The organism is Gemmiger formicilis, assembly GCF_016901605.1.
Taxonomy (GTDB): Bacteria; Bacillota; Clostridia; order Oscillospirales; family Ruminococcaceae; genus Gemmiger; species Gemmiger formicilis_B.
Genome location: NZ_JACJKP010000089.1, coordinates 1 through 11,695, shown reverse-complemented (window position 1 = coordinate 11,695; position 11,695 = coordinate 1). Strand labels below are relative to the sequence as shown.

13 protein-coding genes and 1 pseudogene are annotated in these 11,695 nt (G+C 50.2%); 3 read left to right on the top strand and 11 right to left on the bottom strand.

The window, feature by feature from the left end:
* A partial coding sequence (locus H6B10_RS08390; RefSeq protein WP_204651179.1) for a carbohydrate ABC transporter permease occupies positions 1–851 on the bottom strand: 851 nt, incomplete at its 3' end.
* The gene (locus H6B10_RS08385) at positions 848–3,136 is read right to left on the bottom strand and encodes an ABC transporter substrate-binding protein (RefSeq protein ID WP_204651178.1); all 2,289 of its coding nucleotides are present in this window, start codon (positions 3,134–3,136) and stop codon (positions 848–850) included. The genes H6B10_RS08390 and H6B10_RS08385, both read right to left, overlap by 4 nt.
* 145 nt (positions 3,137–3,281) lie before the next feature.
* On the opposite strand from H6B10_RS08385, the gene H6B10_RS08380 reads away from it, so the two are divergent.
* Positions 3,282–3,956, top strand: a complete 675-nt coding sequence (locus H6B10_RS08380; protein ID WP_204651177.1) for a response regulator transcription factor — start codon at positions 3,282–3,284, stop codon at positions 3,954–3,956.
* Complete coding sequence (locus tag H6B10_RS08375) at positions 3,953–5,254, top strand: sensor histidine kinase (protein WP_204651176.1); 1,302 nt, start codon at positions 3,953–3,955, stop codon at positions 5,252–5,254. Before H6B10_RS08380 ends, H6B10_RS08375 begins: the two co-directional genes overlap by 4 nt.
* Positions 5,255–5,403: 149 nt before the next feature.
* On the opposite strand, the gene H6B10_RS08370 is transcribed toward H6B10_RS08375, so the two are convergent.
* Genes H6B10_RS08370 through H6B10_RS08355 form a run of 4 tightly spaced genes read right to left on the bottom strand, consistent with a single transcriptional unit; the run spans position 5,404 to position 7,627 of the window.
* On the bottom strand, positions 5,404–5,931 hold the full coding sequence (locus H6B10_RS08370) for a cyclophilin-like fold protein (protein ID WP_243427324.1): 528 nt from the start codon (positions 5,929–5,931) through the stop codon (positions 5,404–5,406).
* Positions 5,906–6,448, bottom strand: coding sequence for a flavodoxin family protein (locus H6B10_RS08365; protein ID WP_204651175.1), 543 nt, complete (start codon positions 6,446–6,448; stop codon positions 5,906–5,908). Before H6B10_RS08365 ends, H6B10_RS08370 begins: the two co-directional genes overlap by 26 nt.
* Positions 6,441–7,331: a DUF3737 family protein gene (locus H6B10_RS08360; RefSeq protein ID WP_204651174.1), complete on the bottom strand. Its 891-nt coding sequence runs from the start codon at positions 7,329–7,331 to the stop codon at positions 6,441–6,443. Before H6B10_RS08360 ends, H6B10_RS08365 begins: the two co-directional genes overlap by 8 nt.
* 32 nt (positions 7,332–7,363) lie before the next feature.
* Entirely contained in the window at positions 7,364–7,627 is a 264-nt protein-coding gene (locus tag H6B10_RS08355; RefSeq protein ID WP_204651173.1) for a hypothetical protein, read from the bottom strand.
* A gap of 136 nt (positions 7,628–7,763) precedes the next feature.
* On the opposite strand from H6B10_RS08355, the gene H6B10_RS08350 reads away from it, so the two are divergent.
* Positions 7,764–8,654: a LysR family transcriptional regulator gene (locus H6B10_RS08350; protein ID WP_204651172.1), complete on the top strand. Its 891-nt coding sequence runs from the start codon at positions 7,764–7,766 to the stop codon at positions 8,652–8,654.
* Positions 8,655–8,745: 91 nt separating this feature from the next.
* On the opposite strand, the gene yaaA is transcribed toward H6B10_RS08350, so the two are convergent.
* The 5 genes and pseudogenes from yaaA to H6B10_RS08330 form a co-directional block, all read right to left on the bottom strand.
* Positions 8,746–9,498, bottom strand: a complete 753-nt coding sequence (gene yaaA / locus H6B10_RS08345; RefSeq protein WP_204651171.1) for a peroxide stress protein YaaA — start codon at positions 9,496–9,498, stop codon at positions 8,746–8,748.
* Between the two features lie 36 nt (positions 9,499–9,534).
* Positions 9,535–9,999, bottom strand: coding sequence for a thioredoxin-dependent thiol peroxidase (bcp, locus tag H6B10_RS08340; protein ID WP_204651170.1), 465 nt, complete (start codon positions 9,997–9,999; stop codon positions 9,535–9,537).
* Between the two features lie 331 nt (positions 10,000–10,330).
* Entirely contained in the window at positions 10,331–10,459 is a 129-nt protein-coding gene (locus tag H6B10_RS18710; RefSeq protein WP_275951062.1) for a hypothetical protein, read from the bottom strand.
* A gap of 67 nt (positions 10,460–10,526) precedes the next feature.
* A complete protein-coding gene (locus H6B10_RS08335) occupies positions 10,527–10,976 on the bottom strand; it encodes a hypothetical protein (RefSeq protein ID WP_204651169.1) in 450 nt (149 codons plus the stop codon).
* 71 nt (positions 10,977–11,047) lie between these two features.
* Positions 11,048–11,695, bottom strand: a pseudogene (locus H6B10_RS08330) (IS110 family transposase); the annotation flags it as partial.

The window sequence follows — 11,695 nt, the reverse complement described above, 5'->3', positions numbered from 1 at the left end:
GCCAATAAGGTTATTGCTACCAAAACAGCTGCCGCACAGAGCCGCGGCAAGTCCAGTGCCAAGAACCAGTTGTTGAACAGATGCTGTATCAGATAGATACTCTGCTGCGGGTATGCGCCTGCCACCAGATACGCTTCACGAAACACCTTATACGTATTAAGTAGGCTCAGAACCGTTGTGATGATCAGCGCGGGAACCAGATTCGGCAATGTAATAGCGGTAAATTGACGCCAGATCCCGGCTCCATCCACAGAAGCCGCTTCGTACAGTTCTGTAGAGATAGCATCCAGCCCACCCGACCACAGAATGCTGTCGTAGCCGATATTCTTCCAAAGATAGGTAGCAATCAGCACCCAGAAAGCCGCCTCCGTATTCATGAAGTCGCAGTCCGTTCCAAACAGCGCATTGATCAGCCCTGTGCGGGCAAACAAAACCTTCCATAAAATAGCGATGCTTGCCACCGGAATGGCCATGGGCAGTAAAAAGGTGGTACGGTACCATTCAGACCAGGGCGTATTGCGCAGCGGCTTGCTTCGCAAAGCCAGGGCAAGCATCAGGCTGAATACCAGCAGAAGTGGCACACACACGCCTGTAAAACGCACCGTGTTGCGCACGGCAAGACGGAACGCTTCGTTTTGCAGTACCGATTGGTAATTGGAAAGCCCCACAAACCGCGTACCCAATGTATCACAAAAACTTCGGCGCACGGTTTCGATAAGCGGAATCAGCAGAAACAGACTCACTCCGGTAAGACTAGGGGCCAAAAATATAAGTGCCGTTCCCCATTGCTTATTTTGTTTCACGCGCCTACCATCCACCCGTGCGGTGGCCAAGGGGATTTTTCTTTTCATTGTTGTTCCGCCAGATACAAATCCAGATCCGCTTTTATACCGTTTGCGGCATCTGCAGCGTTTTCCTCACCCTTAATCACCGCATCGGCATGTTCCAAAAAGCTGCTGCGGAGCAGCTCCGGAACAAGGACTGGAGTTGTACAGCTGTTCAGCAGTTCTTTTATATCCCCGGTAAAGGGATCGGAAGGATAATACTCGTTATTCACAACCGCATCCAGCTTAGCCGCCAGACAATCGGCACGTACCGTCATGCCGTCGCTGTAAAAAGTATCCTGCACCGAAGGATCGAAGAACGCCGCCGCCAATTCTTTGGCCAGGTCCAGGTATTCACTTCCGGCGTTTACACCGACCAGCGTTTTAGGAGTGTACGCCCCCGAAACCAGACCGGGACGCAGCATAATATCGCATGGGATATCCGGCGAACTGTAGTCCATCCGGTCCTTCTTGCGCGCCATTGCCAGAACAGAATACGGAGTATCCATGTTGAACCAGCCATATTTTGCATGGCCGGAATCGGTGTATTCGCTCTGTTCAGGGTTAATAGCGATCGTGTCGGTCCCGCTCCAACCTTGGGCAGAACCCATTCCCTCTTTCTTCGTATAATCCTTGATACCATAATAGTCCGAAACTGTTTCTACAAACTCCATTACCTGGCCCAATGCGTCTTCGTTGATGGTATTATCGTTCAGAATGGCGCTGGCCGTTACCGGCAGCAAAAACTCCGCAAAATCCTCCGCGCTGGTCAGTCGCAGCGCATACTTTTCGGCATCGGGTAAGGGTTCATAGTAGTCGCTGCTATCGGCACCGAAATCGCCGCGGGGCGCAGCATCCATAACAGCCTGCTGCATGGCATCCAAATCGCCAAGCGCATCCAGCGTACCATCATCGCCGATCAACACCGGTACTGTAAAGCGCGCTGGCATCGCATAAACCTTGCCGTCTTTTACAAAAGGTTCTGTAAGGTTTTGCTGCAATTCCGCCAACGGCAATGTGTCGGAAATGTCCGCCAGCAATCCTTTTTCTGCGTAGGTTTCGTAGTTCACACCATCCAGGATCAGTAAATCCGGTCCATTCCCAGCCAGCAATTCGGTGTTGAGTTGCGTAAGTGCATCGTTGCGGGCAGCCGCCGGGTCCTGGGCATCATCGGAGATTGCCACAGTAAACGTGACATCTACCTCGGGGTGCTTCTGCTTATACAGGTTGATAGCCGCCCGTGCCGTAGCGGAATCTTCTAACGACCACACGCTCAATGTAGTTTCGGCATGTGCAGGCAGCGTTTCGTCGTAATGGTACCGATACACTTTCCGCGTCGAATCGTCGCCTGCCAGCGTCACAAGGAAATCCCCATTGGCCGCCCGGCAGATAGATGTGGGGTAATTGCTGTTTACGCTCATTGCGGTACCGTCCGCAGGAACCACCTGTTCGGGAAGTGTCCCGCCGGGTGCCAGCCGGTAAATTCCTTTTGGCGTAGGATAATATACGGCGCCTTCCGAATCCCCGACCAGTGCTGCCGAAGAAACCGCTTCGCTCAATGTATCCATAACCTGTGTGCTGATACCGTCCTGCGGGTTCAGTTCCATCAGGGGTATAGAAGTTTCGGCATAATACAGATACAACAGTTTGTTTCCGGCAATGGTCGGTTCAATACCGGCGCCATACATGGCATCACCATCCAGAGTAACTTTTCGGGTTTCACCGGTGGCGAGAGAATATGCGGTCATTTCGCAGGAAACACCGTACTCTCCATAGGATTGCTGAAAGAGCAGCGCTTCCCCCTGATAGAAAACAACATGCCGGATATTTTCAAAACCTTCCACCTGAAGTTCTTCCAACGTCCCGCCATCTTTTTGCAGATAGAAATGGTAGCTGTTGTCAGCGCGGCTTTCTGAATCCAGTACCACACTGCTCATACAGGCCGTGCCATCGCCGCCAACCCAGATTTGATTGATAAAACCATCTGTTTGGTCACTCCAACCGGGGTTGTCCTCCGTCCAGGTTTCTCCATTGTCCGTGGATGTCAATCGACTTACAGGCCCGGTTTCCAGTGTCGATGGGTCCTGTTCATAAGCAAACATCACCAGAGAGCCATCGTCCAGCAAAGTGGGGCCGCCGGCAATTTCTCTGCCGTTGAGCCCCACTTCGCTTTCTACCCAGCGTCCCATCTGTTTTTCTCCGGTTTCGGAAGCTGTTGTAGTATTATCGGTTGGTCCGGCCGGGGCATTTCCGCACGCCGTCAGGCTCAGCAACATTGCCATGCATAACGCTGCCCCTCTGTATCCTTTCATTGTCTGTGCCTCCTTTGAGTTCATGCTTCCAGTATAGCAAGCCACTCTTGAAAAGTCCTTAAAAAATCGCATCCACTTTTCAAGGCTTCTTCAAGAAAAAAGGTGTATAATATAGAAAACCCTTTTGGAAAATCAGGAGTACGGAATGAGAATTTTGATGGTGGAAGACGATCTGGCTCTGTGTGAAGCACTGCGCCCCGCTTTGGAAGAAGCCACCTTCCGTGTAGACTTTTGTCACAACGGGACAGACGGATTGGCCCTGCTTACCAGCGGCGCCTATGATGTATGCATTCTTGACCGGATGCTGCCCGGTTTGGACGGCTTGAGCCTTTTGCGGGCAGCACGTACCGCCGGTATCATGACCCCTATTCTAATGCTGACTGCTCTTTCTGGAATCGGGGAACGGGTTGACGGGCTGGATGCAGGCGCAGATGACTATCTCTCCAAACCATTTGATACCCGGGAGTTGCTGGCAAGGCTTCGGGCACTTACCCGCCGCCCCGGCACTGCTGCCGAAGTAACGCTGCGTTGTGGAGACGTTGCACTCTCCCCCACAGAGATGACCCTTACCGGGCCGCGGGGTGAAGTAAGCCTTACCAAACGCGAATGTGACCTGTTGGAAGTATTATTGCGCAACCCCGGACGGTTGCAGAACCGGGCGTTTTTATTGGCACAGGTCTGGGGGCCTATGGCGGAAGTTGAAGATGCCAACCTGGACTGTTATATACACTTCGTTCGCCGCAGACTACAGTCTGTGGGCAGCCAGGCCCGTGTGATAACTGTGCGCGGCAATGGGTATAAATTTGAGGTGCAGTCATGATCCGCAAGCTTCATCGCCGCCTGACCTTGCTGCTTACAGCATTAACGGCGTTGGTTTTGGGTTGTGCCTTGCTGGTGACCTGGAAACTTTCGGAAGAACAGTATCAAAAAAGTGCAGAAGAGCTTTTCAGTAGCAATTTTTCCTCGCTCTGCGACCGTCTTGCCGATGCTGCTTCCGTAACGGATGTATGGCTGGCAGAACAGGAACAAGGCACAGACTGCGTTGTGTTTTTACAGGATAACGGTGCCGCTCTGCACTATGCCGGAGTGCTAAATACACCAACGCCCCGTTCCACGCTGGAAGTACTCGCCCTGGAGGCGTCCGCACTCTATCTGGATTTCGATGCCAAAGACAGCGAAGGAGCAATTGTCCGGCAGGAAAGTCATTTCACTTTACAGGGTCATGCAGGCGATACCTATTCTACGGCGGCCGCCTTGTTGCCGCGCGGCGGAAACGGTGCCTATTTGCAGGTGATCTCGTTACAGAATACAGCATTTTGGCAACAACATCGGCTGTGGTCCGCACTGCAATATACCGGGCTCTGGCTGGCGGGATGCGGATTGCTGATGCTGATTTCTCACTGGCTGACCGGAAAAGCTCTGGCCCCTACCGCGCAGGCGCTGCGCCAGCAAAAAGAGTTTATTGCAGCGGCCAGCCACGAACTGCGCAGCCCATTGGCTGTTATCAAGACAAGCTTGCAAGCACTGGATGAGAATCTTACACCGGAACGGCAAGATACTCTTTTACACAACGCCTTGCGGGAAACAGACCGCATGACACGTTTGACCGATGATCTGCTGCTGCTGGCAAACGGTGATCTGGGCAACTTACCCACCCATCTGGAAGAGCTTGCCCCGGACAATCTTTGCATTGAAGTATATGACCAGTTTTATCTGCTGGCAAAAAAGAGCCTGCACCCGCTTACCTTGCGCCTGCCGGACGAAACAGTCCCCAAAATTCACGCCGATGCAGAACGCATGCAGCAATTGCTGGCAATTCTTTTGCATAACGCCATGGAACATACACCTGACGGCACGCCCATAGAACTGGTTCTTTCGGTCGAAAAGACGGCTATAAAAATCTCGGTGATCGATCACGGTCCGGGCATTTCCGATTCCGCCAAAACACAGATCTTCGAACGATTCTACCGTGGCGATGCAAGCCGTTCCTGCAAAAAGAATTTTGGTCTGGGGCTTTCCGTCGCCCACGAATTGGCCAGACTGCACAGAGCCACTTTGTCCATACAAGACACACCGGGAGGCGGCGCATCCTTCACCATACAATTTCCCGGAACATAAAAAAGCGGACGCCCGTCTTATTGGGCGTCCGCTTTTTTCTTGCAGTGCCGAAAGGACTCCGGTTCTCCATTTCGGTACCAAACGTCTTCCATCGTCCGTTTCGTTTCTCTCATTACCGGCACAAAACAGGACTATACAATCCCCGCTAGTCAGGTGTCCTTTTTCTCAAAAGAAACGGTCACAGACCCTGTTCCCAAAGCTTGTGCAAGACCTTCCGGATTTGTAATTTTCCCCAAAGATGTATAACGATATGACGTTGAGAAATCCTCGTAAAACAAAACCAGACAGTCTGAGCCAAACAACATCAAATCTCCGGTATGAATGGCAGATGGTTGTACAGCCTGCGTAGGCAAAGATTGGGACAAATAATAATACTTTTCATTGCCGTTGAGTTCCTGCATCCTGATCTGCATAGGCAGCATATCCAGTAATGCTGCTGCCGCTTCGTTGTCATACAGTTCTACAGAAAACGTTTTGTCTGCGACACGGATTTCCAGTTCCGGCATACTTTGTTCCTCCTCATGAGGTGCAGCAGTGACTGCCAAGGTTTTCTGTTCACGTTCCGATGCCTGCAAAGCAGACGGCGACCATGCAGCACGATACGCGTACATCATGCCCAGAAAAACGATTCCCAGCACTGCAGCCGACCATTTAATGAATGTTTTTCCCTGTTTCATAAGCCTGCCGCAATGCAGAATGTTCCGCAATTTCGCCGGGTGTTGTGACACCACCCGCAAATACGGTACCGGCTAATGTCGCCTTTTCAAAGCAATCCACCCAGCCCTGAATGCCCTGAACGCTCCCATCCACAGTGGACGCGTCCGACTCCGCAGCTGCTGCCAGCAAATATACATCCCTGAAACGGTAATCGCTGGAGTACAGCGGATTGCAGCGGTCCAACAGCGTTTTCAGCTGACCGGGAATGCCGTAGTAATAAACCGGTGCCGCAAACACAACCACATCAGCATCTTTTATTTTCTGTGAAATCGTAACGGCATCATCCTGCAGAATGCATTTTTGCGTTGTCTGGCAGGACAGGCACCCCACACAGAAAGATATCTTCTGGTTTTTAAGGCTTACAACTTCTACATCATTCCCGCTTTCACGGGCGCCACGTGCAAAAGCCTGTGCCAGCGCATCGGAGTTGCTGTTTGCCCGCAAACTGGCTGTAACAATCAATACATTTTTAGGCATGTTGGGTTTCCTCCTTGTTATCCGTATGGTTATGGCAAAATTCCTGTGGCGCTCCAATCACAATCTGCCCGCGCGCTTCGGGATCATCCCGGATAATCTCGCCTACCTCCGGCACCTGAATGCGGCCGGTATGCGGGTTTTTGATACTGAGGACAGGCGTTGTAATCACGGCATCTACGTCGGATTTTTCAAAGCAGAGATCCGTATCGATCATCTTGCAGTCAATCAATTTGAGGTTCTTGCAATAGCAGAAAGGCTGCGTCCCGATGATAGTGCAGTGCTCCAGCGTCAGCCCATCCGAATACCAGGCCAGATACTCCCCTTTGATGACGCTGTTGCGTACGGTAATGTCCTTAGCGTGCCAAAATGCGTCTTTGGTATCAAAACGGCAGCTTGTAAAAAGTGCATGTTCCACGTACTGGAAAGAATACTTACCGTGAAAATCTACGTTATCAAACACAACATTGCGGGCACGAAGCAGAAAATACTCGCTTTGTGCGGTACTGTCTTCCATTTTGATTCCATCCGCAGACCAGCCGAATTCGGGCGAGTCAATATCGCAGGAATTGATCGTAATGTCTTTACATTCCCGAACGGCCTTGATTCCGTGCAGTTTGGTGCGGGAGATCTGCAGATGATGAGAATACCATAGAGCGGCCCGGCAGAGCGGCGTCAATTCGCTGTCCTCAATGCACAAATTTTCGTCGTGCCAGAAAGGATAACGCAGATTCATAAAGCAATGTCTTACGGTAATATCGGCGCTTTCTTTCAATGCGCTTTCGCCATCGGCAGGTCCATCAAATCGGCAGTTCCGAATTTCCAGTCCCTTGCTTCCGTAAAGGGCGCGCTCTTCTTCAAAAGATTGATTTTCCAAAACGGTCATAACTTCTCCCTCCTGAGAGTGGTAAAGGCTTCTTATTTTACATCTTCTGGTTTGATATTACCTGCATCTTCCAAACGCATGATATAGATCATGTGGTCCAGACAATCAATTTTGTATTGCACGCAGTGCAGTTGCTTCAATAGTGCCGCCTTTTGTTTGGCAAGCAGGCGGTATTGTTCCTGGCGACTGTGCGATTGTTCCAATTCCAAAAATTCCGTTACGAACGTTCTCTTGCAGCCGGCATCCTGTAAATTCCGGCAAATCTGAAATGTACGCTTTTCGGAAACATCCTCCACACGTCTCGCCTCCCCTGTGTTTTTATTCTAACGCGATGTTTCCAAAAGAGCAAATACCTTGTTTTTGTATCATGATATGCTTTTCAGGCATAGTAGAGTGTGCTATACTAAATCTATTCAAGGGGAGGTGCCGGGAATGGAAATTCGAGTGTTACGTTATTTTCTGGCCGTTGCACGTGAGGAGAGTATTACAGCAGCAGCCAATTTTCTGCATCTGACACAGCCGACACTTTCACGTCAGATTCATGACCTGGAAGAGGAGTTGGGGCAGCAGCTTCTGATTCGAAAAAGTCATCGCGTGCTTCTGACACCGGAGGGCATGTTGCTTCGTAAACGGGCCGAAGAAATTATGGCGATGGTAGACAAAACCGAAGCCGAATTCAACTCCTTGGAAAACACCATTAGCGGGGATGTCTACATAGGAAGCGGTGAAACCCAAACCATCCGTCATATCGCAGAAATCATCTGGCAGTTGAAAGAGGAATACCCAGCCATTCATTATCATATACACAGCGGAAATGCGCAGGACATTACCGACCGCCTGGACAAGGGATTACTGGATTTTGGCGTTTTGATTCAACCGGCAGACATTGCAAAATATGATTCGCTCCATCTTCCCGGGAAAGATGTATGGGGCGTGATCATGCGCAAAGACAGTCCTTTGGCAGCTAAGGACGCTCTGCAGAAGGAAGATCTGCGAACTCTGCCATTGCTTTGCTCCCGTCAAGCGATTCTTTCCCAGCGCCACGGAAACGCTTTCGCGGAATGGTTTGGTTCAGATTTTGACAAATTGAATATTGTTGCCACCTATAACCTGATCTATAACGCTGCCATCATGGTAGAAGCCGGTGTTGGGTATGCTGTAACGCTGGACAATCTGTCCAATACATCTGCCGCCAGTGAGCTTTGCTTCCGTCCGCTTACCCCGCGGTTGGAGTCCGGCCTGGATATCGTCTGGAAAAAGTATCAGGTCTTTTCCCCCGCCGCAGAGGTCTTTCTGCAACGTCTTCGCGGGACTTTTTCCTGACAGAGACAAGCATCACAATGCTGTTGCTGCAATATACAGCCGCCCCACCATAATGAAAAGGGATAGCCTTGTAAAGCTATCCCTTTCTGCTTTATACGGAATCATTTTTCAAAAACACATAGGTGGATGCATCAGATCGTTCCGGTGAAAAAGTAAACTGCAATCGGGCGAAGGTTTGGATTTCTTCCGGTTTTCGCACCTCATGCTCCGCCATATACCGAACCATTTCGCCACGGGCCATCTTGCACATGGTGGCCTTCTCCACCACCTTCCCATTCTTCTCCTCGCCAAATACGCAGGTAACAAAGCGGATAGACTCCGGAAGATAACGGGAAATACAAGTGCTATACTCTTTGGACGCAAGATTTACGATGCAGTCCGTTTCGGCAAAAAGCGCTTTGGCAAGTTGGTCGCCCCAAAACGTATAAATGTCCTTTTTCCCTGCTGCCGGCAATTTTGCCTGCATTTCCAGGCGGTAAGGTGTCACTCCGTCAAAAGGGCGCAACAAACCATAAAAACCTGAAAGAATCCGAAGGTGTTCTTGTACATAGGCCAATTGATGCTCTGTAAAAACGCCAGGCGACATACACCGGTATTGAATTCCCTCGTAACTCAGAATTGCCGGCGTAAGGTTGTTGTGCAAATCCATTTGCTGCAGCCGTTCCACATTGAGCTGTGCCAACTGATCGTTGCACTTCCAGATTTTCTTGAGCGTATCGTATGATAACGCCCGCATAGCCTGATACAATTGTTCTGTCTTTTCAAGGAACAGGGGCAAATCCTGCCATGGCAAGCTGTCGGTGTCCACATTCATCTTTTTGGCCGGGGAAATGATGATTCGCATAAAAGATTCTCCGCTTCGGCAATTGTTACCTTTGTCTTACTGTTCCCCTGCCAGATAGGCCAGGATTTCCGCCGCATTGGTATCCGGCTTCACTTTGGGCATCACTTTTTCGATGTTGCCTTCCGGATCAATAATATAAGTGGAACGAACAACGCCCATACTGACTTTGCCGTACAGCTTTTTTTCTTGCCAGACACCATAGGCCTGAATGGCTTGCAGCTCCGGGTCAGAGAGCAAAACAAACGGTAAATCGTATTTCTGCGCAAACTTCAGGTGAGAAGCTACCGAATCTTTGCTGATGCCGATGACCACAACATCCCGGCTGCGGAATCCTTCATAGTTCTGTGCAAAAGCGCAGGCTTGGCGAGTACAGCCCGGTGTATTATCCCGCGGATAAAAATACAAAACCACACGTTTGCCTGCAAAATCGGAAAGACTAACCGCCTTTCCCTCTTTATCCAGCAGGGTAAAATCCGGCGCCTTAATACCTACTTCCAGCATATCCATCGTCCCTTTCTTTTGACGTTAGCTTAGTATAACCTTTTCCACTGTACATCGTCAAGGAAAATCCTGCAATACTGCATCGGCACGCTTCACCAGCCCCCTACTTACAACTGGATTGGCCTGTTGCAATCTTCTCAGATTGCATAAATGAAATTTCCGGCTGAAAGAAAGCCAATAGAACGGTCAGTTGTGCATAGCCAAAAACCAAGTTCCAACCCGTCAGCCTGACTACCGGTCCAGAGTAATTGGGGTTAATCGCATCCCCAGCAAACCTTTTGATCCAGCGCATTATGATTTAATACCTGGTTTCTCTATTGGAAATACCTGTTTATGCAGCATGGTTTGCATTCTCCTGTATATCGCCCATCTCTACCTCCTTGCTGATGACAGTCAGTTTTTCTTTCGTTTCCTGAACAGTAGCCTCATCGGGGATCATTACATAGAGGTTCTGATTCATGGATTACGTACTCGAATAAGAATCACTGCCATCAACACTAAAGCTCTCAATATTCCAGGAACCTCCATCATGCAGTTGCTGGCGCACCGAAGTAGAAATCATTGGTATCCACGCAGGACTGGATGCTGTCCGGGGTCGAAAGGCAGTTAGACAGTACCGCCGGGCTGACAGCTTTTTGCAATACTGTCCCCACAACGGACATCTGGTTTTTGCCAAGCTGGCGGTCGCCTTCCGCAAACGCATGCCGATTGCATACAAAGGCAAGTACCTGTTCTCTATTCGAAGTGTCCGAGATTATTTTGACCGTGTGGATGGTTCGCCAGATGTATGCTCCTATCAACAACCAAAAAACTGCCAAGGCAGTACCAACATCCCTGCTGATTTTGGCCTTGATTCCCATCAGTCTGAAGACCACACCAGACAGAAGAACGAATACGATTACGGCAACCGCCAGATACGTCGCCGTCACAAGGCCAGTCATAGCCACATATCCACAAAGTTCCAGTGTGGCAGCCAAAGTTACTGCCGGGAAAATCCAAGAAATAATCGTTCGTTTCTACCTGGCTTTCCTGTTTTTTCCATACTTTAAGCCAGTAGCTTGTCCGGAGAGTCAAAGCGTGACAGATCCCCCGCTTCAGCCAGGATCATGGCGCCCATGCGGTAGCCAATGCCGGGGATGGTCATGATGGGAGACCGGATCTCGTCCATCATGGTCTCAATCTCAGCTTCAATTTCATGGATTTCAGCATCCAGTTCCCGAATAAGCCGGATGGTATGCTGCAATTCCAGAGATTTGGCAGGCATTCTGGAACCAATGGACATTCGTGCAGCATCCCGAATTGACAATGCCATATCTCGCTTGTAACGGCCCTTAGAGGCCTTCTCCAAAAGAGATTTGAGGCTTGTCAGGTGTGCTCGGGCAACCTGTTTGGCTCCCGGAAACTCCTCCAGCAGGGCATAGACAGAGGCCATGTGGAGCGTTGGAACCAGTTTCTCCAACTCAGAAAACAGGATGCAGACCAGTCTGGAAACCGGGCTTTTCAGCTTGGCGCGCTCTTTTACTTTGTCAAAACGATATCTGGTGAGTGACTTTAGTTCTTCGTTGTGGTATGCTGTATTCGTGTAGGGTTTGAGGCCTGCATCGGATAACAGCATAGCCGCAATTGTTCGTGCATCCACACGGTCGGTTTTGGTCTTTCTGAGGCTGAGACTTTTCCGGTAGAGGTTTGTGCGTAA